At 66.3% G+C, this 25,121-nt stretch carries 24 protein-coding genes; 18 read left to right on the top strand and 6 right to left on the bottom strand.

The window, feature by feature from the left end:
- Window positions 1-64 precede the first annotated feature (64 nt).
- Complete coding sequence (locus AC3A6M_RS19130; RefSeq protein WP_487854310.1) at window positions 65-1,234, bottom strand: UxaA family hydrolase; 1,170 nt, start codon at window positions 1,232-1,234, stop codon at window positions 65-67.
- A 49-nt stretch (window positions 1,235-1,283) separates the two neighbouring features.
- The gene (locus tag AC3A6M_RS19125) at window positions 1,284-1,565 is read right to left on the bottom strand and encodes a UxaA family hydrolase (protein WP_487854309.1); all 282 of its coding nucleotides are present in this window, start codon (window positions 1,563-1,565) and stop codon (window positions 1,284-1,286) included.
- Window positions 1,566-1,761: 196 nt separating this feature from the next.
- On the opposite strand from AC3A6M_RS19125, the gene pyrC reads away from it, so the two are divergent.
- From pyrC to AC3A6M_RS19100, 5 genes are all read left to right on the top strand, one after another.
- On the top strand, window positions 1,762-2,811 hold the full coding sequence (gene pyrC / locus AC3A6M_RS19120) for a dihydroorotase (RefSeq protein ID WP_487854308.1): 1,050 nt from the start codon (window positions 1,762-1,764) through the stop codon (window positions 2,809-2,811).
- A gap of 6 nt (window positions 2,812-2,817) precedes the next feature.
- The gene (locus AC3A6M_RS19115) at window positions 2,818-3,642 is read left to right on the top strand and encodes a DUF3025 domain-containing protein (RefSeq protein WP_487854307.1); all 825 of its coding nucleotides are present in this window, start codon (window positions 2,818-2,820) and stop codon (window positions 3,640-3,642) included.
- Complete coding sequence (locus AC3A6M_RS19110) at window positions 3,639-4,625, top strand: Gfo/Idh/MocA family protein (protein ID WP_487854306.1); 987 nt, start codon at window positions 3,639-3,641, stop codon at window positions 4,623-4,625. The genes AC3A6M_RS19115 and AC3A6M_RS19110 overlap by 4 nt, the downstream gene beginning before the upstream one ends.
- A gap of 16 nt (window positions 4,626-4,641) precedes the next feature.
- A complete protein-coding gene (locus AC3A6M_RS19105) occupies window positions 4,642-5,016 on the top strand; it encodes a 50S ribosome-binding protein YggL (RefSeq protein ID WP_487854305.1) in 375 nt (124 codons plus the stop codon).
- Between the two features lie 150 nt (window positions 5,017-5,166).
- Window positions 5,167-5,583, top strand: a complete 417-nt coding sequence (locus AC3A6M_RS19100) for a hypothetical protein (RefSeq protein WP_487854304.1) — start codon at window positions 5,167-5,169, stop codon at window positions 5,581-5,583.
- A 76-nt stretch (window positions 5,584-5,659) separates the two neighbouring features.
- On the opposite strand, the gene AC3A6M_RS19095 is transcribed toward AC3A6M_RS19100, so the two are convergent.
- Window positions 5,660-6,403: a CPBP family intramembrane glutamic endopeptidase gene (locus AC3A6M_RS19095; protein ID WP_487854303.1), complete on the bottom strand. Its 744-nt coding sequence runs from the start codon at window positions 6,401-6,403 to the stop codon at window positions 5,660-5,662.
- A 231-nt stretch (window positions 6,404-6,634) separates the two neighbouring features.
- Here AC3A6M_RS19095 and AC3A6M_RS19090 point away from each other — a divergent pair, with 231 nt between their 5' ends.
- Window positions 6,635-7,009, top strand: coding sequence for a hypothetical protein (locus tag AC3A6M_RS19090; protein ID WP_487854302.1), 375 nt, complete (start codon window positions 6,635-6,637; stop codon window positions 7,007-7,009).
- Window positions 7,010-7,114: 105 nt separating this feature from the next.
- Here the strand turns inward: AC3A6M_RS19090 and recG are convergent, their stop codons facing one another.
- The gene (gene recG / locus AC3A6M_RS19085) at window positions 7,115-9,178 is read right to left on the bottom strand and encodes an ATP-dependent DNA helicase RecG (protein ID WP_487854301.1); all 2,064 of its coding nucleotides are present in this window, start codon (window positions 9,176-9,178) and stop codon (window positions 7,115-7,117) included.
- Between the two features lie 87 nt (window positions 9,179-9,265).
- On the opposite strand from recG, the gene queA reads away from it, so the two are divergent.
- The 5 genes from queA to secF all read left to right on the top strand — a co-directional run bounded on the left by queA (window position 9,266) and on the right by secF (window position 14,972).
- Window positions 9,266-10,285 carry a tRNA preQ1(34) S-adenosylmethionine ribosyltransferase-isomerase QueA gene (gene queA / locus AC3A6M_RS19080; RefSeq protein ID WP_487854340.1) on the top strand — a complete coding sequence of 340 codons (1,020 nt, stop codon included), beginning with the start codon at window positions 9,266-9,268 and terminating at the stop codon, window positions 10,283-10,285.
- A 5-nt stretch (window positions 10,286-10,290) separates the two neighbouring features.
- The gene (gene tgt / locus AC3A6M_RS19075) at window positions 10,291-11,430 is read left to right on the top strand and encodes a tRNA guanosine(34) transglycosylase Tgt (RefSeq protein WP_487854300.1); all 1,140 of its coding nucleotides are present in this window, start codon (window positions 10,291-10,293) and stop codon (window positions 11,428-11,430) included.
- 210 nt (window positions 11,431-11,640) lie between these two features.
- Complete coding sequence (gene yajC, locus AC3A6M_RS19070; protein ID WP_487854299.1) at window positions 11,641-11,976, top strand: preprotein translocase subunit YajC; 336 nt, start codon at window positions 11,641-11,643, stop codon at window positions 11,974-11,976.
- A gap of 65 nt (window positions 11,977-12,041) precedes the next feature.
- Window positions 12,042-13,934, top strand: coding sequence for a protein translocase subunit SecD (gene secD / locus AC3A6M_RS19065; RefSeq protein ID WP_487854298.1), 1,893 nt, complete (start codon window positions 12,042-12,044; stop codon window positions 13,932-13,934).
- 15 nt (window positions 13,935-13,949) lie between these two features.
- Window positions 13,950-14,972, top strand: a complete 1,023-nt coding sequence (gene secF / locus AC3A6M_RS19060; protein ID WP_487854297.1) for a protein translocase subunit SecF — start codon at window positions 13,950-13,952, stop codon at window positions 14,970-14,972.
- 461 nt (window positions 14,973-15,433) lie between these two features.
- On the opposite strand, the gene AC3A6M_RS19055 is transcribed toward secF, so the two are convergent.
- Together AC3A6M_RS19055 and AC3A6M_RS19050 are read right to left on the bottom strand one after the other, a co-directional pair.
- Window positions 15,434-16,267, bottom strand: a complete 834-nt coding sequence (locus tag AC3A6M_RS19055) for an HDOD domain-containing protein (protein WP_487854296.1) — start codon at window positions 16,265-16,267, stop codon at window positions 15,434-15,436.
- 18 nt (window positions 16,268-16,285) lie between these two features.
- Window positions 16,286-16,567: a hypothetical protein gene (locus AC3A6M_RS19050; RefSeq protein ID WP_487854295.1), complete on the bottom strand. Its 282-nt coding sequence runs from the start codon at window positions 16,565-16,567 to the stop codon at window positions 16,286-16,288.
- 143 nt (window positions 16,568-16,710) lie between these two features.
- Here AC3A6M_RS19050 and AC3A6M_RS19045 point away from each other — a divergent pair, with 143 nt between their 5' ends.
- From AC3A6M_RS19045 to astB, 7 genes are all read left to right on the top strand, one after another.
- The gene (locus AC3A6M_RS19045) at window positions 16,711-17,622 is read left to right on the top strand and encodes a DMT family transporter (RefSeq protein ID WP_487854294.1); all 912 of its coding nucleotides are present in this window, start codon (window positions 16,711-16,713) and stop codon (window positions 17,620-17,622) included.
- An 18-nt stretch (window positions 17,623-17,640) separates the two neighbouring features.
- Complete coding sequence (locus AC3A6M_RS19040) at window positions 17,641-18,582, top strand: GlxA family transcriptional regulator (protein WP_487854293.1); 942 nt, start codon at window positions 17,641-17,643, stop codon at window positions 18,580-18,582.
- Window positions 18,583-18,811: 229 nt separating this feature from the next.
- Window positions 18,812-20,050: an acetylornithine/succinyldiaminopimelate transaminase gene (locus tag AC3A6M_RS19035; RefSeq protein WP_487854292.1), complete on the top strand. Its 1,239-nt coding sequence runs from the start codon at window positions 18,812-18,814 to the stop codon at window positions 20,048-20,050.
- A 76-nt stretch (window positions 20,051-20,126) separates the two neighbouring features.
- Entirely contained in the window at window positions 20,127-21,179 is a 1,053-nt protein-coding gene (locus AC3A6M_RS19030; RefSeq protein WP_487854291.1) for an arginine N-succinyltransferase, read from the top strand.
- Window positions 21,180-21,192: 13 nt separating this feature from the next.
- Window positions 21,193-22,227: an arginine N-succinyltransferase gene (gene astA / locus AC3A6M_RS19025; RefSeq protein ID WP_487854290.1), complete on the top strand. Its 1,035-nt coding sequence runs from the start codon at window positions 21,193-21,195 to the stop codon at window positions 22,225-22,227.
- Window positions 22,220-23,695: a succinylglutamate-semialdehyde dehydrogenase gene (astD, locus tag AC3A6M_RS19020; RefSeq protein ID WP_487854289.1), complete on the top strand. Its 1,476-nt coding sequence runs from the start codon at window positions 22,220-22,222 to the stop codon at window positions 23,693-23,695. Before astA ends, astD begins: the two co-directional genes overlap by 8 nt.
- A 1-nt stretch (window position 23,696) precedes the next feature.
- Window positions 23,697-25,040 (top strand): N-succinylarginine dihydrolase, encoded by a 1,344-nt coding sequence (gene astB / locus AC3A6M_RS19015; RefSeq protein ID WP_487854288.1) that lies wholly within the window; start codon window positions 23,697-23,699, stop codon window positions 25,038-25,040.
- Window positions 25,041-25,121 lie beyond the last annotated feature (81 nt).

The raw sequence follows: 25,121 nt of genomic DNA, 5'->3' as shown, positions 1-25,121 counted from the left end.
ACTTGGGTCCCCGCCTGCGCGGGGACGACGGGATGACGGGATTATTGCCGGAGCGACGGAACGATCAGGCGCTCTCGTACAACCTGGTCAGCACGAACTCGCGGTGCCCCAGCGCCTCGGCGGCGGTCAGGCGGCCGTTCGCGGTGCGCAGCATGCACTCCAGCAGCTTGTCGCCGGCGCCGTCCATGTTGATCTCGCGCTGCAGCAGGCCGGAGGTGTCGACGTCGATGTGCTCGGCCATCGTCCGCACCGTGCGCGGGTTGGCGCAGATCTTGATCACCGGCAGGATCGGGTTGCCGATCACGTTGCCCTGGCCGGTCGGGAAGAAGTGCACCGCATAGCCGGAGGCGGCGCACAGGGTCACCATCTCGGCCGCGGCCGACGAGGAGTCCATGAACCACAGGCCCGGCCCGGTCGGGGTCTCGGCCTTGTCCAGCACGCCGTCGACGCGGCACTTCTTGCCGATCTTCTGGATATTGCCCAGCGCCTTTTCCTCGATCGTGGTCAGGCCGCCGGCGATATTGCCCTTGGTCGGCTGCGAGTCGGACAGGTCCGAGGTCTTGTAGCGGTTGATCATGTCCTGGTAGCGGTTGAAGAAGGTCATGAACTTCTCGCGCACTTCGGGCGTCGCGCAGCGCTGCGCCACCAGGTGCTCGCCGCCGGTGAGCTCCGAGGTTTCGCCGAACACCAGGGTCGCGCCTACGCCGTACAGCTTGTCGAAGGCATTGCCGACGGTCGGGTTGGCGCCGCAGCCGGAGGTCGTGTCCGATTCGCCGCACTTGGTCGATACCCACAGCTCGCTGATATTGCACACTTCGCGCTGCTTTTCCGAAGCGAACTGCACCATTTCGCGTGCGGCCTTCGAGGCGCGGAAGATGGTGTCGTGGTCGCCGTGGTGCTCGATCGCGAAGCCCTGCACCGGCTTGCCGGTCTTGGCGATGCCGTCGACGATCAGCTGGGTCCACTGCGGTTCGATGCCGATCACGACCACTGCGGCGACGTTCGGATTCGAGCCGGTGCCGATCAGGGTGCGGAAGTGCAGCTCCAGGTCGGCGCCGAACTGCAGGCGGCCGTAGGGGTGGGGCAGGGCCATGGTGCCCTTGATGTTGTTCGCCACCGCCTCGGCGGCGGCGTTCGAGATGTCGTCCACCGGCAGCACGATGACGTGGTTGCGCACGCCGACGCGGCCGTTTTCACGGCGGTAGCCGAGGAAGGTGGTGTCCTGGTTGATCATTGCTTGTCTCCGTTCAGTTCGATGGCGGGTGGGCGCGGGGTGCAGCCGATCACCAGCGTTTGGTCTTGACGTTATGGACGTGCAGGTGCTCGCCGGCCGTGATCGGCGCCACGACCTTGCCGATGTCGACGCCGTACTTGATCACGGTGTCGCCGACCGCCAGCGGCTTCAGGGCGATCTTGTGGCCGATCGGGATGTCGCTCGCGGTGCGCATCTCCACAACCTTGTCCTGTTCCATGATCCAGCCGTTCAGCGACGCGCCGGACTTTACGCCCTCGACCACGACCGTTCCCACCGAGTCGCCTTCTTCGTGCACCACAAAATGAATCATCTTCGTCTCCTTTGTCCGGTCGGTTGGTTTGTAGACCGTGAATCCATGCTACGCCATGAATTCATACGTGTCAACCATATCATCTATATGAATTTTAGCGGTTCCGACGGGAAATAAACGCCCGAAACGCAGGCAGGCGCGTGCCGGGACGGAGGGGTGCGGGTAAAATGTCGGGGTTCGCAATCCGAGAGCCGCCATGTCCACCATCGAATCCCCCGACACCCTCACCCTCATCCGCCCCGACGACTGGCACCTGCACCTGCGCGACGGCGCGCACATGGCCAGCGTGCTGCCGCACACCGCGCGCCAGTTCGCCCGTGCCATCGTCATGCCGAACCTGAAGCCGCCGGTGACCACCGCCACCGCCGCCGCCGCCTACCGCGAACGCATCCTGGCCGCGCTGCCGCAGGGGATGCAATTCGATCCGCTGATGACGCTGTACCTGACCGACAATACCGACCCGGACGAGATCCGCCGCGCCCAGGACACCGGTTTCATCCACGCCGTGAAGCTGTACCCGGCCGGCGCCACCACCAACTCGGCGGCCGGCGTGACCGATCTGCGCAAGTGCTACAAGACGCTGGAGGTGATGCAGGAACTCGACATGCCGCTGCTGGTGCACGGCGAAGTGACGGACCACGAGATCGACCTGTTCGACCGCGAAGCCGTGTTCATCGAGCGCGTGATGCGCCCGCTGCGCCGCGACTTCCCGGAACTGAAGATCGTGTTCGAGCACATCACCACGCGCGACGCCGCCCAGTACGTGGCCGAGGCCGAAGGCCCGATCGCCGCCACCATCACGGCCCACCACCTGCTGTACAACCGCAACGAGATTTTCAAGGGCGGGATCAATCCGCACTACTACTGCCTGCCGGTGCTCAAGCGCGAGGAACACCGCCTGGCGCTGGTGACGGCCGCCACCAGCGGCGACGAGCGCTTCTTCCTCGGCACCGACTCGGCCCCGCACGCCGTGCACGCCAAGGAAAGCGCCTGCGGCTGCGCCGGCTGCTACACCGCCCTGCACGCGCTGGAGCTGTACGCCACGGCCTTCGAACAGGCCGGTGCGCTCGATAAACTGGAAGCCTTCGCCAGCCTGAACGGCCCGGCTTTCTACGGCCTGCCGGTCAACGAGGGGACCGTTACCCTCAAGCGCGAAACCTGGACCATTCCGCCGACCTTGCCGATGGGCGAGCACCAGCTGGTGCCGCTCGACGCCGGCGAGCAGATCCACTGGAAGATGCTGTAAGCGCAGATGTTTGCGGAGATCGACTGGACGCGTCCGTGGTATGACGCCGTGCGTCCGGCCTTCGACAGCCTGGAGCGGGAAGGCGGCGTGATCGACGCCTTCAATGCCAGTGCGGCCCGGCTCGGCCTGCAGAACCACCGCGGCCAGCCGATCCGCTTCGTGCCGCAGGCCGCGCTGCCGCCCGACGCCGCCTATGAAGAATTCATCGGCGCCACCGGCTGCGTGCCGACGCGCGAGAACCTGCACGATTTCTTCAATGGCCTGGTGTGGCAGACCTTCCCGCTCATCAAGCGCGAGCTGAACGCCTTGCAGGCGGCCCAGATCGCGGCCGCCGGCATCAAGCAGTCGCGCGGACCGGCGCGCGACGCCGCCACCATCTTCGACGAGAACGCCGCCCTGCTGGTGGTGCGCGACAACGGCGCCGGCCGCGCCCTGGTCGAGGGCCTGCGCGCCCACCAGTGGCACGACACGCTGTACCAGCGGCGCGCGATGTTCGGCGCCGGTATCCATGCCGATGCGGAGGTCTGGCTGTTCGGCCACGCGCTGATGGAAAAGCTGGCCGCGCCGCGCAAGGCGATCACGGCCCACACGCGGGTGCTGTTCGCGCCCGACGCCTGGTTCGGCCTCGGCTGGGATGACCGGCGCGCCTGGATCGATATGCAGGTGGCCGCCCAGCTGTGCACCGGAAGCCTTGCGACGTCCGCGTTCACGCCGCTGCCGGTGCTGGGTGTGCCGGGCTGGTGGCCCGGACAGGACGACGCCTTTTATCTCGACCAGACCGTATTCCGGCCGAAGCGGCCGGCCAAAGACCAGACACAGGAGGGAACATGACCGAGATGGTTCGCTGGGGCATACTCGGCACCGGCAAGATCGCCAAAGCCTTCGCCAACGCATTGAAGGACACCCCGGGCGCGGTGCTGGCCGGCGTCGGCTCGCGCACGCTCGCGGGCGCGCAAGCCTTCGCCGACGAATTCGGCGGCAAGGCGCATGGTTCGTACGAGGAGCTGGCGCAGGCCGGCGACGTCGACCTGGTCTACGTCGGCACGCCGCACCCGGCCCACGCCGACAACGTGCGCCTGGCCCTGGACGCCGGCAAGGGCGTGCTGTGCGAGAAGCCCTTCACCATGAACCGCCGGGAAGCCGAGGAACTGGTGGCGCTGGCGCGTTCGAAAAAGCTGTTCCTGATGGAGGCGATGTGGACGCGCTTCATGCCGGCGCTGGCGGAAGTGCGCCGCGTGATCGCATCCGGCGAGATCGGCAAGGTGACCCAGGTGATCGCCGATCTCGGCTTCAAGGCCGAGTTCGGGCATGAACACCGCGTCTTCAATCCGGTGCTGGGCGGCGGTGCGCTGCTCGACCTGGGCATCTATCCGCTGTCGATCGCGGTGGCCCTGCTCGGCCCCGTGGACTCGGTGGCGGCGCAGGCCGAGATCGGCCCGACCGGCGTCGACGAGCAGACCGGCTTCGTGCTGCGCCACCGCGGCGGCGGCATGTCGATGTGCAGCTGCTCGCTGCGCGCGCGCCTGCCGAGCGAACTGACGATCGCCGGCGAGCGCGGGCACGTGCGCATGAACACCATGTTCCACCGCACCCAGACGGTGACGGTGTCGCGCGCGGACGGCATCGCGCGCACCGTGCCCACGCCTTTCCTGGGCAACGGCTACGTGCACGAGGCGATCGAGGCCCAGCGCTGCTGGCGGGCGGGCCTGGTCGAGAGCCCCGGCATGACCCACGACGACACGCTGGCCCTGATGGGCGTGATGGACGAAGTGCGGCGCCAGATCGGCGTGCACTATGCCGCCGACAACGAATAAACAACAAGGAGAAACCATGAAACGCGACCCCCGCTCGACCAGCCGTATCCGGCGCCTGAACGGCCGCCAGCGCAAGAAGCTGCGCGTCGGCGAATTCAGGGAACACTGCTTCGACATCGAACTGGTATTCCACAGCCCGATGCGCGGCGAGCCGTACCACGACTTCATCAACGACTTCTTCGGCTTCCTCGAGCAGCGCGGCCTGCTGGGCGGCGGCTTCGGCGGCAAGGAACCGTTCAGCGAGACCGAAGGCGTGATCGCCAACATCGAGCGCGGCTCGCCGGGTGAAGAAGACCGCGAGGCGGTGGTGCAGTGGCTGCGCGCCCGTCCCGAAGTGGTCGACGCCCGCGCCAGGGACTTCAAGGACGCCTGGCACGGCTACGATTTCTGAAAGCTGCCCGATACTGCCGAGTTGTAAGCATTTGTCAGCGCGGTAAGCCTTTGTAAAGGCCGTCAACAGGGCAGTACCGGTCCTCGTTTTAGGGACAAGTGACACGCAAACGTGCACTGACAACCCCGAGACAACACTGAGGACCACATCATGCAAAAGACCATCGCTACCCTGATCGCCGGCCTGTTCGCTACCGCAGCATTCGCAGCACAGACTCCTGCTACCACCACCCCGGCGACGACTCCGGCAGTGGCGAAGGCCGAAGCCAAGCAAGAAAAGCAGGCTGCGAAGGCTGAAGTGAAAGAGACCAAGGCCGCGGCCAAGGCCGACGTCAAGGAAGCCAAGGAAACCGCCAAGGCCGACGTGAAGGACGCCAAGCTGGTGGCCAAGACCGAGGTGAAGGAAGCCAAGGCCGACGCCAAGGCGACCAAGGAAGCCGCGAAGGCAGATGTGAAGGAAGCCAAGGTGGACGCCAAGCAGGCCAAGGCAGAACACAAGGCCGAGCACAAGGCTGCCGTCAAGGCCGAAGCCCATACCACGGTGGCTGCCGCTACCCCGGCCAAGTAATCGGTTCCGACTCCGATGGGAAAGCCCGCGCGATGCGGGCTTTTTTACGTGGGCGCATGGCAGACCGAATGATCCCTCAGGCCGCGGCCGGCGCCTTCGCTGCCCGGCGGGCGCCGACGATGACCCAGGCCACCAGGGCGAGTTCGATGACGTTGGCGGCGCGCTCCACCAGGAACACCGTCGATTCGGCCGCGCCCTGGACGTTCGAGTAGATCATGCACAGGTTCAGCGCCATGTGCAGGATGACGCAGAGCCACAGGCTGCCGGTGCGGTAGCGCACGGCGGTGAACATCATGCCGGCGACCGAGGTCACCAGCATCTTCCAGCCGGCGGTCTTCCAGTCGGTGTCCATGAAGCCGTGGATCAGGTGCATGGCGCCGAACAGCAGGCCATTCAGCACGATGCCGCGCCATACCGGCAGCGACAGCAGCAGCGCGAAGATCACGCCGCGGAACAGCAGTTCTTCGCCGAAGGCATTGAAGAACTGGATCGTGAAATCGGAGAGCAGTTTGTCGCCATCGGCACTGCGCAGGCCCCAGGGCAGGAACAGCGCAGCGGTCGACAGGCTGGCGAGGAAGACCGGCTCCGGACGGATGCGGTTCAGGCCGAGCGCCAGCCGTTTCCACAGCCCGAAGGCCTGGGCCAGCGCCAGCGGATACAGGATGGTCGAGGCAAAAGCGATCAGCTTGACCTTGCCGAAGGCTTCGGGCGGGGCCAGGTTGCGGCCGATCTTGAGGATCAGGATGGTCAGCAGGAACTGGCCGGCGGCGCAGGCGATGGCGAAGGCGACGGCGGTCCTGGTGTCGTTGTTGGTATGCATGGCTGGTCTCGTTGTTGTTGTATTGACGAGCGCACTGTAGGGAATGCCGATGCGGGGGGCCATTCGTTTGCGACAGACTGCAGAAATCGCGGAATGGCCGGGATGTAAGCACTTGTCAGCCGAGTAAGCGTTTGTAAAGCCGGTCAACAGGGAGGCGGCGGCCCTCGTTAAGGAGACAAGTGACACGCGAATGTGCACTGCACCCCAACACTACCAAGAGGACCCTTCATCATGAAAAAAACCATCGCTGCCCTGATCGCCGGTCTGTTCGCCACCGCCGCATTCGCCCAGACCCCGGCTCCGGCCACTACCCCCGACTCCAGCACCTCGCCGGCTGTCGCCAAGGCCGAAGTCAAGCATGAGAAAAAGGCAGCCAAGGCCCACGCCACGCACGCCAAGAAAGCCAAGTCCTCGCACAAGGTGAAGAAGACCGATGCCGGCGACACCAGCAAGGAGAGCACGACCGCGGCTGCCACTCCGGCAACCCCGGCTACTCCGGCGACGCCCGCCACGCCGGCGACTCCGGCCACCCCGGACAGCGCCGCCACCCCGGCAACGCCCGCAACGCCGGCGACCGCTGCTACTCCGGCGGCTCCGGTCAAGTAATTTTCCGGTACACCGTCATCCCCGCGCAGGCGGGGACCCAAGTTCTGCGTGCGCTAACGATACGCATACAACCTTGGGTCCCCGCCTGCGCGGGGACGACGTGTTTCACACCTTCAGGAACTCCTCCCGCCCGCCCAGCCAGCGCGACAGGTGCGCATCCACGATCGCCTCCACCTCCGGCTTGTCGGACCCTAGCAGCCAGGCCGCGACGTCGCGCGCCTGTTCGACGATCCACTGGTCGGTTTCCAGGTTGGCGAAGCGCAGCATGGCCTCGCCCGACTGGCGTGCGCCGAGGAATTCGCCGGGGCCGCGGATCTCGAGGTCGCGGCGCGCGATCTCGAAACCGTCGGTGGTCTCGCGCATCGTCATCAGGCGCTGCTTGGCCACCTGGCCGAGAGGGCTCTGGTACAGCAGCAGGCACACGCTGGCCGCCGAGCCGCGGCCCACGCGCCCGCGCAGCTGGTGCAGCTGCGACAGGCCGAAGCGCTCGGCGTGCTCGATCACCATCAGCGAGGCGTTCGGCACGTCGACCCCCACCTCGATCACGGTGGTCGCCACCAGCACGTGCACCTGGCCGGCCGAGAACGCATCCATGATCACCTGCTTTTCCGCCGGCTTCATGCGGCCGTGGACCAGGCCGACCACCAGGTCGGGCAGGGCGGCGGCCAGCGTTTCGTAGGTGTCGGTGGCGGTCTGCAGCTGCAGCGCTTCCGATTCCTCAATTAACGGACACACCCAGTAGACCTGCCGTCCCTCCAGCGCGGCGGCGTGCACCCGCTCGATCACTTCGTCGCGCCGGTTCTGGTCGATCGCGCGGGTGACGATCGGCGTGCGGCCGGGCGGCAGCTCGTCGATCACGGAGACCTCCAGGTCGGCGTAATAGGTCATCGCCAGGGTGCGCGGGATCGGCGTGGCCGACATCATCAACTGGTGCGGCACCAAGCCGTCGCTGCCCTTGTTGCGCAGGGTCAGGCGCTGGCCCACGCCGAAGCGGTGCTGCTCGTCGACCAGCACCAGGCCCAGCTTCGCGAACTGCACCGAGTCCTGGATCAGCGCGTGCGTGCCGATCACGAGGTTCGCTTCGCCCGTTTCCGCCATCTCGCTGGCGGCCTGCTTTTCCTTCTTTTTCAGGCTGCCGGTCAGCCACGCGACCTTCACGCCCAGCGGTTCCATCCAGGCCGCGATCTTGCGGAAGTGCTGCTCGGCCAGGATCTCGGTCGGCGCCATCAGGGCCGCCTGGTAGCCGCTGTCGATGGCCTGGGCGGCCGCCAGCGCGGCCACCACGGTCTTGCCGCTGCCGACGTCGCCCTGCAGCAGGCGCTGCATCGGGTAGCCCTCGCGCAGGTCCCGGCTGATTTCCTGCACCACGCGCTGCTGCGCGTTCGTCAACTGGAACGGCAGGGCCTTCAGGAATGCCCCGGACAGCGCGCCGACGCTGGTCAGCTGCGGCGCGCCCTTCTCGCGGCGCGCCTGCTGGGCGCGTTTCAGCGACAGCTGCTGCGCCAGCAGCTCGTCGAATTTCACGCGGGTCCAGGCCGGGTGGCTGCGTTCGATCAGGGCGTTCTCGTCGACGTCGGGCGGCGGATAGTGCAGCAGGCGCACGGCCGGCTGGAATTCCGCCAGCTGCAGCTTCTCGCGCACCGCGCGCGGCACCGTGTCGGTCCAGTCGACGCGTTTCATGGCATCGGCGATCGCGCGCCGCAGCACGGTCTGCGACAGCCCTTCGCCGGACGGATAGACCGGGGTCAGCGAGGTCGGCAGCGGCGCGCCTTCGTTGACGACCTTATAAACGGGATGGACCATCTCGGCGCCGAAGAAGCCGTGCCGGACTTCGCCGCGCGCCCGCACGCGCGTGCCCTCGGCCAGCTGCTTGACCTGGCTGCCGTAGAAATTCATGAAGCGCAGCTGGATGTCCGAGGTCTCGTCGGCGATCGACACCAGCAGCTGCTTGCGTGGCTTGTAGGTGATTTCATTCTTGACCACGACGCCTTCGACCTGCGAGACGTGGCCGCCGCGCAGGCAGGCCTCGCGGATCGGCACGATCTCGGTCTCGTCCTCGTAGCGCATCGGCAGGTGCAGCACCAGGTCCATGTCGGTGCGCAGGCCGAGCCTGGCGAGTTTGCTCTCGATGGTCTTCTGGACCGGGGTTGCTGCTTTGGTTGCGGGCATAAAGGCTGGTGTAAAATAGAGGGTTCGCCGCATACGCTTGAGCTTATATTGTAAGGCTCCTGGCCCTGTTTTCCCATCATGAGCAGAATCTACTCCCTCTCCGATTTCGATTTCGACCTGCCGGACGAGCGCATCGCGCAGGTGCCGCTGCCGGACCGTAGCGCTTCGCGCCTGCTGCAGCTCGACGGCGACCGCATCACGGACCGCACTTTTTCAGACATCGTCGACCAGCTCCAGGCCGGCGACGTGCTGGTGATGAACAATACCCGGGTACTGAAGGCGCGCTTCTTCGGCCAGAAGGAATCCGGCGGCCAGGTCGAGGTGCTGGTCGAGCGCGTGCTCGACCACCGCACCGTGCTGGCCCAGGTCCGGGCCTCCAAGTCGCCCAAGCCGGGCAACCGCATCCGCCTGGCCGACGCCTTCGACGTCACCACAGGCGAGCGCGTGGGCGAATTCTTCACCCTGCATTTCCAGGGCGACGTGTTCGAGCTGATCGAGGCCCACGGCCGCCTGCCGCTGCCGCCCTACATCGCGCACGATGCCGACGAGTTCGACGAGCAGCGTTACCAGACCGTCTACTCGAAGGAGCCGGGCGCCGTCGCCGCGCCGACCGCCGGCCTGCACTTCGACCAGCCGCTGCTGGACAGGCTGGCCGCGAAAGGCGTCAACATCGCCTACGTGACCCTGCACGTGGGCGCCGGCACCTTCCAGCCGGTGCGCGTCGAGAAGCTGGACGAGCACAAGATGCACAGCGAGTGGTACACGATCTCCCCGCAGACCGTGGATGCGGTGCGCGCCGCCCAGGCCGCGGGCCGCGACGTGGTGGCGGTCGGCACGACCTCGCTGCGCGCGCTCGAATCGGCGTCGCAGTCGGGTTCTCTCCAGGCCGGCAGCGGCGATACCAACCTGTTCATCACGCCGGGCTACCGCTTCAAGACGGTGACCCGCCTGATCACCAACTTCCACCTGCCCAAGTCGACCCTGATGATGCTGGTCTCGGCCTTTGCCGGCTATGACGAGATCCGCAAGGCCTACGCGCACGCGATCGCCAGCGAATACCGCTTCTTCAGCTATGGCGACGCGATGCTGCTCACCCGTAAAGATTAAGACCCATGCTGGAATTTACCCTTCTTAAAAAAGACACCAGCGGCCTGTCGCACGCGCGCCGCGGCCGTTTGAAACTCAACCACGGCACCATCGAGACCCCGATCTTCATGCCGGTCGGGACCTATGGCTCCGTGAAGGCGATGGACCCGGTCGAGCTGAAGGAAGTCGGCTCCCAGATCATCCTGGGCAACACTTTCCACCTGTGGCTGCGCCCGGGCACCGACGTCATGGACAAGTTCGGCGGCCTGCACGGCTTCATGGGCTGGGACAAGCCGATCCTGACCGATTCCGGCGGCTTCCAGGTGTTCTCGCTGGGCGCGATGCGCAAGATCACGGAAGAGGGCGTGAAGTTCGCTTCGCCGATCGACGGCTCGCGCCAGTTCCTGTCGCCGGAAATCTCGATGCAGATCCAGCGCTCGCTGAATTCGGACATCGTGATGCAGTTCGACGAATGCACCCCCTACGAAATCGACGGCCGCCCGGCCACCAGCGAAGAAGCGGCCAAGTCGATGCGCATGTCGCTGCGCTGGGCCCAGCGTTCGATGAACGAATTCAATCGCGGCGAGAACCCGAACGCGCTGTTCGGCATCGTGCAGGGCGGCATGTACGAGCGCCTGCGCGACGAATCGCTGGCCGGCCTGGAAGACATCGACTTTCCGGGCCTGGCCATCGGCGGCCTGTCGGTGGGCGAGCCGAAGGAAGACATGATGCGCATCCTCGAGCACGTCGGCCCGCGCCTGCCCGAGAACAAGCCGCACTACCTGATGGGCGTCGGCACCCCGGAAGACCTGGTGGCCGGCGTGGCCAACGGCGTCGACATGTTCGACTGCGTGATGCCGACCCGCAATGCGCGCAACGGCTGGCTGTTCACCCGTTTCGGCGACCTGAAGATCAAGAACGCGCGCTACAAGGACGACCAGGCGCCGCTCGACGAGTCCTGCACCTGCTATTGCTGCAAGAATTTCTCGCGCGCCTACCTGCACCACCTGCACCGCTCGAAGGAAATCCTGGGCGCCCGCCTGAACACCATCCACAACCTGCACTACTACCTGAACCTGATGCAGGAAATCCGCGACGCGATCGATGCCGACCGCTTCCACGAGTTCCGTCTTCAGTTCAACGCCGACCGCGCCCGCGGGGTGTAATTTATGCAGCGTGGGCACGGTGTGCCCACCCTACACGTAGCGTAATTCGTAGGGTGGGCACCACGTGCCCACGCCCAGCAGCATTAATTTTCCGGCAACGTCTTGCAATCAGGCACGGCGCTCCCACATGCCCGGAAACTGGCTGTTGACAGTTTGCGAGTGCTAGAATACAGCGCTTGTTTTTTCACATTCTTATAAATCGGAGTCCTTGTGTTCATTTCCAACGCTTACGCCCAAACCGCCGCCGGCGCCGCCGATCCTGGTCTGATGGGCAGCCTGACGACGTTTGCCCCGATCATCATCATGTTCGTGGTCATGTATTTCATCATGATCCGTCCGCAGCAGAAGCGTCAGAAAGAACTGAAGACGATGATGGACGCGCTGGCCAAGGGCGACGAAGTGATCACCGTCGGCGGCATGCTGGGCCGCGTCTCGAAAGTCGCCGATGCCTACGTCACCATCGAAGTGGCGGCCGGTACCGAAATCGTGGTGCAGAAGAATGCCGTCACCACCCTGCTGCCGAAGGGCACGCTGAAGGCCCTGTGACGCGAAAGCCCTGACAGGTCGCGCGGCTCGCGCCGCGCCTGCTCAATTCTGAACGCAGGAACATCATGAATCGCTATCCCCTCTGGAAATACATACTGATCCTCGTGGCGGTGCTGCTCGGCCTCCTGTACACGGCGCCGAACTACTTCGTCGACTCGCCGGCGCTGCAGGTCACGACCTCGAAAGCGACGGTCAAGGTCAACAGCGACACCGCCGGCAAGGTCGCCGAAGCGCTCAAGCGCGACGGTATCCCGGCCGAGGCCGTGAGCCTGGAAGGTAGCGGCGACACCAGCGCCGTGCGCGCGCGCTTCGCCAGCACCGACGCCCAGTTCAAGGCCAAGCTGGCCCTCGAGCGCGACCTGAACCGCGACCCGGCCGATCCGGACTACATCGTCACCGTCGGCCTGGCGAAGAACACCCCGATGTGGATGCAGAAGCTGGGCGCACAGGCGATGAACCTGGGCCTGGACCTGCGCGGCGGCGTGCACTTCCTGCTGCAGGTCGACACCAAGGCGGTCCAGGAAAACCGCATCAAGGGCATCCTGTCCTCGTCGCGCACCCTGCTGCGCGACCAGAACGTGCGCCACGCCGGCATCGACCGCGTCGGCGACCGTGTCGAGATCCGTTTCCGCGACGCCGAGACCCGCGCCAAGGCGCGCAGCGTGCTGGCCAACGCGAACCCCGACCTGGCCTTCCTTGACGCCGCCGACGGCACCGACCTGAAGCTGGTCGTGACCCTGAAGCCGGAAGCGCTGCAGAAAGCGGTGGACGAGGGCGTGAAGCAGAACATCAGCACCCTGGGCAAGCGCATCAACGAGCTGGGCACGACCGAGCCGGTGATCCAGCAGCAGGGCCGCGACCGCATCGTCGTGCAGCTGCCGGGCGTGCAGGACGTCGCCCACGCGAAAGACATCATCGGCCGCACCGCGACCCTCGAATTCCGCGTGACCGACGACACGATCACCCCGGGCACCGAACTGACCGCCGCCATCCCGCTGAACTCGGAACTGTTCACCCAGGGCCAGGGTGCGCCGGTGGTGGTGTCGAAGGACGTCGTGACGACCGGTGAATCGATCATCAGCGCCGTGCCGGGCTTCGACCAGAACCAGCGTCCGGCCGTGAACCTCGAGCTGAACGCCGAAGGCGGCCGCAAGATGCGCGCCATGACCCGCGAACGCGTCGGCAAGCGCATGGCGACGCTGCTGAAGGAAAAGGGCAAGTACACCGTGCTGCAGGTCGCCACCATCCAGGGCGAATTCGGCGCGAACTTCCAGACCACCGGCATGCCCAGCCCGCAGGCCGCCGCCGAGCTGGCCCTGCTGCTGCGCGCAGGCGCCCTGTCGGCGCCGATGGAATTCGTCGAGGAGCGCGTGGTCGGCCCGCAGCTGGGCGCCGACAACATCGCCCGCGGCCTGCACTCGACCGTGTGGGGCTTTGTCGCGATCGCGATCTTCATGATCATCTACTACCAGCTGTTCGGCTTCTTCAGCGTGCTGGCGCTGGCCTGCAACCTGCTGTTCCTGCTGGCCATCCTGTCGACGCTGCACGTGACGCTGACCCTGCCGGGTATCGCGGCAATCGCGCTGGCGCTGGGCATGGCGATCGACTCCAACGTGCTGATCAACGAGCGCATCCGTGAGGAACTGCGTGCGGGCAATACGCCGCAGGCGGCGATTTCGGCCGGCTTCAGCCACGCCTGGGCCACCATCCTGGACTCGAACGTGACCACCCTGATCGTCGGCCTGGCCCTGCTGGTGTTCGGCTCGGGCGCGGTGCGCGGCTTCGCGGTCGTACACTGCCTGGGCATCCTGACCTCGATGTTCTCGGCCGTGTTCGTCTCGCGCGGCGTCGTGAACCTGTGGTACGGCCGCAAGAAGAAGCTGGGCAAGCTCGCCATCGGCACCGTCTGGGAACCGGGCATCACCGCGGCGGGCGCCAAGTCCGTGGCCAAGAAATAAGCAGCGAGGAAAGACATGGAATTTTTCAAGATTAAACGGGACATCCCGTTCATGCGCCACGCGTTGGTCTTCAACGTGATTTCGGCGCTGACCTTCGTCGCCGCGGTGTTCTTCCTGGTGACCAAAGGGCTGCACTACTCGGTGGAGTTCACCGGCGGCACCACCATGGAAGTGCGCTACCCGCATGCGGCGGACCAGGAAAAGATCCGCCGCAGCCTCGAAAAGCTGGGCTACGAGCAGCCCGAGGTGACCAGCTTCGGCACCGCCCAGGACGTCATGCTGCGCCTGCCGATCCGCAAGGACCTGCCCGGCGCGACCGCCTCGACCACGGTCTTCAATGCCCTGTGCGCGGCCGAGAATGGCACGCCGAAGCAGGTCCAGGAAACCACCGAGAAGGGCGAGAGCGTCACCCGCACCAGCTGCGTCAATGCGGCCGGCGCCGAGGCGGTGCACCTGCAGCGCGTCGAGTTCGTCGGCCCGTCGGTCGGCGACGAGCTGGCCCAGAACGGCCTGAACGCGCTGATCATGGTGGTGATCGGCGTGGTGCTCTACCTGGCCGTGCGCTTCGAAAAGAAATTCGCGGCCGCCGCGATCATCGCGAACCTGCACGACGTCGTGATCATCCTGGGCTTCTTCGCCTTCTTCCAGTGGGAATTCTCGCTGACCGTGCTGGCCGCGGTGCTGGCGGTGCTGGGTTACTCGGTCAACGAATCGGTCGTGATCTTCGACCGGATCCGCGAAACCTTCCGCAAGCAGCGCAAGATGAGCGTGACCGAAGTCATCGACCACGCGATCACCAGCACCATCTCGCGTACCATCATCACCCACGGTTGTACCGAGATGATGGTGCTGTCGATGCTGTTCTTCGGCGGCCAGGCCCTGCATTACTTCGCCGTCGCGCTGACCATCGGTATCCTGTTCGGTATCTACTCGTCGGTGTTCGTGGCTGCGGCACTCGCCATGTGGTTTGGCGTCAAGCGCGAAGACCTGATCAAGCCGGTCAAGGAGCGTGACGAAACCGACGGCGCCGTCGTCTGATCTTCGTCAACACAACAAAAGCCGCCCGGCCTGGCCGTGGCGGCTTTTTTATTTATTCATTGCGAGCGATTTTTTAATTGTGTGAAGCAACGCACAGAGCACCCCTTGAGGCGGGCTTAAGATGGACTCGTCTCTTTCAGGACATCCCTAGTTTTGGACTTCACCCGCTCCACTGGAGCGGGTTTTTTTTGCGCTGTTGAGCTTGCGGTATAGCAGACACAAAAAAGTCAAAAAATTTAACAAAATGTGAGTCAGCGCACAGAGTGCTCGGGTTGGCGGAACTAATATGGACTCGTCTCTTTCAGGACATCCCTAGTTTTGGACTTTACCCGCTCACTGAGCGGGTTTTTTTTGCGTGCTGCAAGGAGTAGCGGTTGGTCCTGGCCAACGCTTGTGCTGGACTGCGGTTTTGCCGTATGGATCGCGCCCCTTGCCGAAACGGCGGAGCCCGGGCTGCGCGCTTAATCCAGCGCCATCACCAGGCTGCGCACTTCCTCTTCCGACTCCTGCAGGATCAGCGCCAGGGTGCCGTCGCCGACCGCGAAGTCGATGGTGGCGCTGGCCTGGGTCGGACTGAACCCCGGGCGTTCGAGCAGGGGAGAGGGAACCGGCGCCAGGTCCTTGGCCAGCATCAGGGTGTCGCCCAGGGTTTCCGGCGGCAGGGCGCGCATGCCGTTCCACAGGGCTTCGATCGCATCCATCACCGGCGCCGGCACGCCCAGCTTGCGCAGGACCCCGCGGCCGATCTCGATCTGGCCATGTTCGATCCACTCGTCGGCGCCGCCGTCCAGCAGGCCCGGGAACTCGCTTGCTCTCGACAGCAGGTAGAAACCGCCGACCTCGTGCACGATGCCGGCGAACATCGCGGTGTCCGGATCGACGAAGGAGACGCGCCGGGCGATCACCAGCGCCAGCGCGGCCACGTTGGCCGAGTGCTGCCACAGCTGGTCGGCCTTGGCGCGCAACAGGGGATCGGTGACGCCGCCGGCCAGCTGGCGCACGATCACGGAAGCGGCCAGCGCGCCCAGGGTGCGGAAGCCGACCCGCGCCACGGCGGCCTTGACGTTGGTGACGTCGTTGCCGGCACGGTTGTAGGCGGCCGAGTTGGCGATGGCGACGGTGCGCGCGGCCAGCAGCGGCTCGGTCTGCACCAGGCGCGCGGCTTCCTCGATGTGGCAGTCGGGATCGCTCAGCGCCTGTTGCAGCTTGAGCGTGGCGTTGATGTGGGTCGGGAAGGCCAGCTCGCCGCGTCCGGCCTGGGCGGCGATGCTCTTGAGGGCGTCGAGTCTATCCATGGGGAAAGATTATACGCGTCAGGGCTCGCTGAAGATCGCGTCGCAGCCGTCTTTCGGCTCTTCGGTATCCTGCAATTCGTCGACCAGGCCCAGGTCGAACAGTTCCTCGACCGCGTTCATGAAGCTGTTGAGCTTGGTCGCGCCGATCAGGCGGTAGATCTCGCCTGCCTCGTTGCGCACGCCAATCAGCATTTTTTCCTTGAGCACTTCGTCGGGCGGCGCAACGTCGAGCAGCAGGTTGCCAATGATGTGCTTGTCGAAATGGGCGGGTTTCTTACCTTCGAGCAGGGCGGTTTTCACGAGTGGGTCTTCCTTTCCTTGTGCGCGGGAGGAAACGCTTCGGATGTCGTTCCCCTCCGGACCGATTATAGCGGGCCGCGCGTCCTGCGGCTCGGCGCCCCGGGGATTCGCGTTTTACGGCCGGGCCGGGTACCATATTGCCCATGACCCAGCAGCTGCGCGGCATCGCCGCACTCATCCTCGTCGTCCTCGTGTGGGGCACGACCTTCCCGGCCATGAAAGACCTCACCGCGACCTTCTCGCCGGTGTGGATCATCCTCACGCGCTTTGCGCTGGCAGTGCTGATCCTGTCGCCCTTCCTGTGGCGCGCCCACCTGGGCGACCTGCGCTCCGGCGTGCTGCTGGGGCTGGTCCTGTTCTTCTGCTACCTGTTCCAGGTCGAGGGCCTCGCGCTCACCAGTTCGAACCGCAACGCCTTCATCACCGGCCTGAACGTGCTGGTGGTGCCGCTGCTGGGCGTCCTCGGCGGACGCCTGCCCGAGCGCCGCATCGTGTTCGCCCTGGTGCTGGCCGTGGCCGGCCTGGCGGCCCTGTGCTGGGACGGCGGCGCCTGGAGCACCGGCGACACGCTGGCGCTGCTGGGCGCCTTCTGCTTCGGCGCCTACGTCAAGATCATGGAAATCCGCACCCGCAGCGCGCAACGCCTGCTGACCGTGACCGCGGCGCAGATCGGCACCGTGGCCGTCTGCGCGGCCGTGTGGCTGCTGGTGCGCGAAGTGCCGCGCGGCTTCAGCGTGCTGGAAGACGCCAACAATTACTGGCGCTACATCGGCGGCAACCTGGCCGCCTACTGGCCGAACTTCGCCTACCTCGGCGCGGTCTGCACCGCCGCCATCATCTCGCTGCAGGTCTGGGGCCAGTCGCGCACCACCGCCAACGAGGCGGCCGTGATCTATGCCTTCGAGCCGGGCGCGGCCGCTTTCTTCGGCTATTTCTGGCTGGGCGAGGCGATGACCGCCCGCGGCTGGCTGGGAGCGGCCCTGTTGATCTCCGGTATGATTGTCAGCCAATGGAATGCCGAGAGCCGGCCGGCCGCCGCGCTCGCCCCCGAGTGATGACCCTGCCCAACCTACATGCAGCACGCTGACCTGTCCCGCCTCGCGCAGGAAACGCCGCTGCGTGTCCTGCTCGTGAATGCCGGCGAGCCGGATTCCCTGACCTGGTCCGGGATCGTGCAGCCGCTGCGCCTGGCGGCCAAGATGGTGGGGCCGCAGCGCCTGATCGTCGACGTGCGCAGCCCGGACAAGTTTGCCGGCGACAGCCAGCGCCACTGGCACCTGGTGCTGCTGGTCGCCGACGAAGCCGAAGCCGGCCTGCGCCCGGCGAACATGCGCCTGCTGGCCCAGCGCTGCCGTGCGGCGCCGTGCTGGGGCGGGGTCGGCGCCGGTGTCCTGTGGCTGGCCGAGACGGGCGCCTTCAACGGCGTGCGCACCGCGCTGCCGTGGTCGCTGTACCCGGACGCCGACGCCATCGCCGAGCAGGCCCTGCTCAGCCCCCACCTATTCGAGATCGACGGCCCGCGCCTGAGCTGCTGCGGCGGCGGCGCCAGCATCGACTTCGCGCTGAACCTGGTCGATATCCTGTTCGGCGCCACCGTCCAGGCCCAGGTCAAGGAAATCCTGTGCGTGGACCGCGTGCGCGGCCAGGAAGAGCGCCAGCGCGTCGCCCTGCAGGCCCGTTTTGGCGTGCTGCAGCCCAAGCTGACCGAGGCCGTGACCCTGATGGAAGCGAACATCGAAGAGCCCCTGTCGACCGACGAGATCGCCCAGCTGGCGGGCGTCTCGCGGCGCCAGCTGGAGCGCCTGTTCAAGCAATACCTGGGCAGCCTGCCGTCGCGCTACTACCTCGAACTGCGCCTGAAACGCGCCCGCCAGCTGCTGCGCGACACCAACCACTCGATCGTGCAGGTCGGCCTGATGTGCGGCTTTTCCTCGGGCTCCCACTTCTCCACCGCCTTCGGCGCCCTGTTCGGCAAGACCCCGCGCGAAGAACGCCAGCGCAAACTCGCCGAATGATGCGCCACCTCAAACCGGGGTCAGACTCCCGATTTAGGCAATTGTTTAAATGACATTTCCAAAAATCGGAGTCTGACCCCGGTTTGTTGGCGCGCAAATGTTGCTCGTCCAAAAATGAAAATGCCTGTCGCAGTTTGAAAAGAACTGCAAGGGTTGGCTTTCTATAATGGGTCGCTCGGCGCGGCTGCTGGAGTTCGCGCGACTCTTTATTTGGATGAGGAAGAACGTCATGAATGCTAAGCTCGAATCGGTCACCACGCGGCCTGTCACACGCCAGACTTTCGACGAGGTCCTCGTCCCGACCTACGCACCGGCCGCGATGGTGCCGGTGCGCGCCGCCGGGCTGGACGTGTGGGACCAGGAAGGCAAGCATTACCTCGACTTCACCTCCGGCATCGCCGTCTCCAGCCTCGGCCACTGCAACCCGGTGCTGGTCGACGCCGTCACGCGCCAGGTCAACACCCTGTGGCACCTCGGTAACGGCTACACCAACGAGCCGGTGCTGCGCCTGGCCTCGGCCCTGACCGCCGCCACCTTTGCCGACCGCGCCTTCTTCTGCAACTCGGGCGCGGAAGCCAACGAAGCCGCCCTGAAGCTGGCGCGCAAGTACGCGCACACCAAGTTCGGCCCGCACAAGTCGCGCATCGTGTCCTGCCTGTCGTCCTTCCACGGCCGCACCCTGTTCACCGTCTCGGTGGGCGGCCAGCCGAAGTACACCGAAGGCTTCGAGCCGCTGCCGCAGGAAATCAACCACATCGCCTACAACGACATCGAGTCCGCGCGCGCCGCGATCACCGACGACGTCGCCGCCGTGATCGTCGAGCCGATCCAGGGCGAGGGCGGCGTGATCCCGGGTGACGTCGCGTTCCTGAAAGCCCTGCGCGAGCTGTGCGACAAGACCGGCGCGCTGCTGGTGTTCGACGAAGTGCAGTCGGGCGTGGGCCGCACCGGCGCCCTGTACGACTACATGAACGTCGGCGTGACCCCGGACATCCTGACCTCGGCCAAGGCCCTGGGCAACGGCTACCCGATCGGCGCCATGCTGACCACCGAGGAGATCGCCCAGCACTTCAACGTCGGCTCGCACGGCACCACCTACGGCGGCAACCCGCTGGCCGCGACCGTCGCCCTGAACGTGCTCGACCAGATCAACCAGCCGTCCTTCCTGGCGCGCGTGAACGAAGCCAGCGGCAAGCTGTTCGCCCAGCTGGAAAAGCTCTCGAGCGACTTCCCGCAGCTGTTCGGCAAGCCGCGCGGCAAGGGCCTCTTGATCGGCCTGCCGATGGCCGAAGGCTTCAAGGGCCGCGCCAAGGACTACACCAAGGTCGCCGAAAAGCTCGGCCTGATGCTGCTGATCGCCGGCCCGGATGTCGTGCGCCTGGCGCCGGCGCTGGTCGTCTCGGACGCCCAGCTGATCGAAGCCGACCGCATCATGCGCGACGCCGCCGAGGCCTTCATCAACAGCTGATGACCGCCGGCTGATCCAGCCCTCCGGCCGGCTGCGCATGCGGCCGGCCGACCCTGACCTCTGATCGGGAGTTCCCATGTATGTTGTTCGTCCGGTAGAGCCCGCGGATATCGGCGCCCTCGAGACGCTGCTGGCCACCGCCATGCCGGGAGTGCACACCCTGCCGCGCACGCGCGAGAAGATCGCCGCCCTGGTCGAGCGATCAAGCGCTTCGTTCGCGGCCCACGTCGACATTCCCAGCGAGGAAACCTACCTGTTCGTGCTGGAAGACCTCGAGCGCCGCGAACTGGCCGGCACCGCCGCGATCCACGCTTCGGCCGGCTCGAACGGCACCTATTTCGCGTTCCGCAACGACGTGATCCAGCAGGTCTCGCGCGACCTGAACATCAGCCACAGCGTGCACGCGCTCACGCTCTGCTCGGAGCTAACCGCCTACTCGCAGCTGTCGGGCTTCACGCTCCGCCACCGCAGTCAGGCCGACTACAGGGCCGGACCCGAAGCGGCCCTGCTGTCGCGTGCGCGCCTGCTGTACGCGGTGCTGGCCCCGCACCGCTTCGGCGACCGCTTCTTCGTGCCGCTGGCCGGCGTCACCGACGATGCCGGCCAGTCGCCGTTCTGGGATGCGCTGGGCCGCAAGTTCTTCAAGATGGACTTCCTGGATGCCGAGCGCACCATCGGCGGCGCCCGCAACCGCACCCTGATCGTCGAGCTGATGCCGCACTACCCGGTCTACGTGCCGCTGCTGCCCGGCCCGGCGCAGGCGGCGATGGGCCAGATCCACCCGGACGGCCAGCTCGCGTTCGACCTGTTGACGGAGGAAGGCTTCGAGGCGGACGAGTACATCGACATCTTCGACGGCGGCCCGATCCTGCAGGCGCACAAACACGCGCTGCGCTCGTTCTCCGGCTCGATGGTGCGCAAGGTCGCGAATGCGGAGCTGCAGCCGCCCACGCGCGGCGGCAGGGCGGCGATGGTCGAGTACGCGGTCGCCAGCAGCGAGCGTAAGTTCCGCGCGGTCGTGCTGCCCTGCGATCCGGTCGAGAGTGGCGAAGCGATCTGCCTGCCGCCGGCGGCGCGCCAGGCGCTCGGCGTCGAGACCGGCGAGAACGTCATCTGCGTGCGCATTTAAAGGAAACGGACTTATGCTCTTGATTCGCGCAATCACCCTGGACGACATCGATCCGCTGATCGAGATGGCGCGCCAGGTCGGCAGCGGCATGACGACGCTGAAGCCCGACCGCGCCATGCTCGGCGAACGCGTCGAAACCGCGGTCGCCTCGTTCGCCCAGACCATCCCGCCGGAACAGCGCGACTACATGTTCGTGATGGAAGACACCGCGAACCACCGCCTGGCCGGCGTGTGCGCCATCAAGGCGGCGGTCGGCATGACCGAGCCGTTCTACAACTACCGGATCGGCACCCTGGTCCACTCCAGCCGCGAACTCGGCGTGTTCACGCGCATGGACACGCTCTACCTGTCGAACGACCTGACCGGCTCGAGCGAACTGTGCTCGCTGTTCCTGATGCCGGAATACCGCACCGGCCACAACGGCAAGTGGCTCTCCAAGAGCCGCTTCCTGTTCATCGCCCAGTTCCAGCAGCTGTTCACCGAAAAGCTGATCGCCGAGATGCGCGGCTACCAGGCCGAGGACGGCACCTCGCCGTTCTACGAAGGCCTGGGCCGGCACTTCTTCAAGATGGACTTCGACCACGTCGACGGCCTGACCGCGATCGGCAAGAAGTCCTTCATCGCCGAACTGATGCCGCGCCAGCCGCTGTACGTGGCCTACCTGCCGGAAGACGCCCAGGCCGTGATCGGCCAGGTGCACCGCTCCACGCTCCCCGCGCGCAAGCTGCTCGAGCAGGAAGGCATGCACTACGAGGGCTATGTCGACATCTTCGACGCCGGCCCGGTGCTCCAGGGACGCGTGTCCGAACTGCGCGCCGTGCGCGACAGCGTCCTGACGGCGGCCGAGGAAGGCGCACCGGAAGGCGAGTGCGACACCACCCTGGTCTCGAACACGAAGCTCGACGATTTCCGCATGATCCTCACGCAAACGTGCAATGGCGGCACCAGGGTGGCGCTGTCCGTGCGCGAACTGCAGCTGCTGCATTGCCAGGCGGGCGACCCGGTGCGCACGCTGTCACTCAATGTAAGGAAGAACACGAATGGCTGATACCAACCTCTCCAACTACATCGACGGCGAGTGGCTCGCCGGCAGCGGCCGCGAACTGGTCACGATCGACCCGTCGACCGGGCGCCAGACCTGGGCCAGCAAGGAATCCACCAGCGACGACGTGGCCCGCGCGGTCGCCGCCGCACGCGCGCATTTCGAAGACTGGGCCCTGGCCCCGCTCGAGCAGCGCATCGCCATCTGCCAGCGCTTCCGCGACCTGCTGAAGGAGCACAACGAGGAACTGGCCGCGATCATCGCCGAGGAAGTCGGCAAGCCCCTGTGGGAAGCCCGCACCGAAGTGACCACCATGGCGAACAAGGTCGACATCTCGGTGCAGTCGCACAGTGCGCGCACCGGCGAAACCAGCGCGAAAGTCGCCGACGGCAATGCCGTGCTGCGCCACCGCCCGCATGGCGTGTTCGCCGTGTTCGGCCCGTATAACTTCCCCGGCCACCTGCCGAACGGCCACATCGTGCCGGCCCTGATCGCCGGGAACACCCTGGTCTTCAAGCCCAGCGAATACGCGCCGCGCACGGCCGTCCGTACCGTGCAGCTGTGGGAGCAGGCCGGCCTGCCGAAGGGCGTGCTGAACCTGGTCAACGGCGGCCGCGAGACCGGCATGGCGCTGGGCGCGAACCCCGACGTGGACGGCATCCTGTTCACCGGCAGCAGCCAGACCGGCGCCGCCCTCCACAAGCAGTTCGGCGGCATGCCGGGCAAGATGCTGGCGCTGGAAATGGGCGGCAACAACCCGCTGGTGGTGTGGGACGTGAAGGACATCGATCCGGCCGTGCACCACGCCGTGATGTCGGCCTTCATCTCGGCCGGCCAGCGCTGCACCTGCGCGCGCCGCCTGATCGTGCACGACACCCCGGAAGGCCAGGCTTTCATCGACCGCCTGGTGGAAGTCGCCGCCAAACTGGTGGTCGGCCCCTCGAACGCCGAGCCGCAGCCCTTCATGGGCCCGGTCGTATCGAGCGCAGTGGCCAGGCGACTGGTCGAAGCCCAGCAGATGATGGAAGAGAAGGGCGGCAAGGTGCTGCTGCGCATGCGCCAGCTCGATCCGGATAACGGCTTCGTCACCGCCGGGATCGTCGACGTCACCGACGCGCACGGCATCCCGGACGAGGAATGGTTCGGCCCCCTGCTGCAGGTCATCCGCGTAAAAGACTTCGACAGCGCGATCAAGGCCGCCAACGCCACCGAGTTCGGCCTGGCCGCCGCGCTGCTGTCGCCGTCCGAGGATTTGTGGAAGCGCTTCGCGGTCAAGGCCAGGGCCGGCGTGGTCAACTGGAACCGCCCGACCACCGGCGCGGCCAGCTCGGCGCCGTTCGGCGGCGTGGGCAAGTCGGGCAACCATCGCCCGAGCGCCTATTACGCGGCCGACTACTGCGCCTATCCGGTCGCCTCGATCGAAACGGCCGAGCTGGAAATGCCGGCCAAACTGTCGCCCGGATTGAGTTTTTAAGATGCGTAACGCCCGTGAATTCAACTTCGACGGCCTGGTAGGCCCGTCGCACAACTACGCCGGCCTCTCGTTCGGCAACGTCGCTTCCTTCAGCAACGTCAGGAGCGCGTCGAACCCGCGGCAGGCGGCCCTGCAGGGCCTGGCCAAGATGCGCGCCCTGGCCGCGCGCGGCTTCGCGCAGGCCGTGATGCCGCCGCAGGCGCGCCCCAACTTCCGCCTGCTGCGCCGCCTCGGCTTTTCCGGCACGGACGCCGACGTGCTGGCCCAGGCCTACCGCGACGCCCCGGTGATCCTGGCCTGCGCGTATTCGGCCTCGCCGATGTGGACCGCGAACGCCGCCACCGTCAGCCCGTCAAGCGACACCGCGGACGGCCGCGTGCACTTCACCGCCGCCAACCTGAACAACAAGCTGCACCGCGCCGAGGAGCACGTCCAGGCCACCCGCACGCTGCGCGCGCTGTTCGCCAACCCGGACCGCTTCGTGGTGCACGAGCCGCTGCCGTCCACCCCGGCGTTCGGCGACGAGGGTGCGGCCAACCACACGCGTTTCGCGAGCGCCCACGGCGCCCTGGGGGTCGAGTTCTTCGTCTACGGCCGCGTCGAGTTCGACCCGTCCGCGCCGGCCCCGAAAAAATACCCGGCGCGTCAGACGCTGGAGGCCTCGCAGGCGATCGCGCGCCTGCACGGCCTGGACGGCGCGCGCACCGTGTTCGCGTCGCAGAATCCGGACGTGATCGACCAGGGCGTGTTCCACAACGACGTGATCGCAGTCGGCAACGGCAACGTGCTGTTCTACCACGAGCAGGCCTTCGCCAACGAGTCGGCGACCCTCGACGCGCTGCGGCGCGCACTGGCCGGCGTCGGCGCCGACCTGCAGGCGGTGCGCGTGGAGACCGGCATGGTGCCGGTGGCGGACGCGGTGGCCAGCTACCTGTTCAACAGCCAGCTGCTGTCGAAGCCGGACGGCGGCATGGCGCTGGTGGTGCCGCACGAATGCCGCGAGAACGCCGCCGTGTCGCGCTACCTCGAAGCGCTCGTCCATGCGGGCGGCCCGGTCGACGAGCTGATCGAGTTCGACCTGCGCCAGAGCATGCGCAATGGCGGCGGCCCGGCCTGCCTGCGCCTGCGCGTGGCGCTGACCGACGACGAGGCAGCCGCGATGCACCAGGGCGTGATCATGACCGAGGAGCTGTACGCGGTCCTGGTGTCCTGGGTCGAGCGCCACTACCGCGACCGCGTCGAGCCGAAGGACCTGGCCGACCCGCAGCTGGCGATCGAATGCGCCACCGCGCTGGAAGAGCTGGAACGCCTGCTCGGCCTGCCTGGATTGTATGACCTGACATGAGCCCCACGCGGCAATTTGTTGCCGCGTGGATACAGAACGCCTGCCGCATCCCGAAGTCGGCATGTTCTAATAGCGAAGCAG

The organism is Telluria sp. Soil_C_11, from assembly GCF_057657395.1.
The sequence above is the reverse complement of the archived record's forward strand: the minus strand, read 5'-3'. Positions and strand labels throughout refer to the sequence as shown.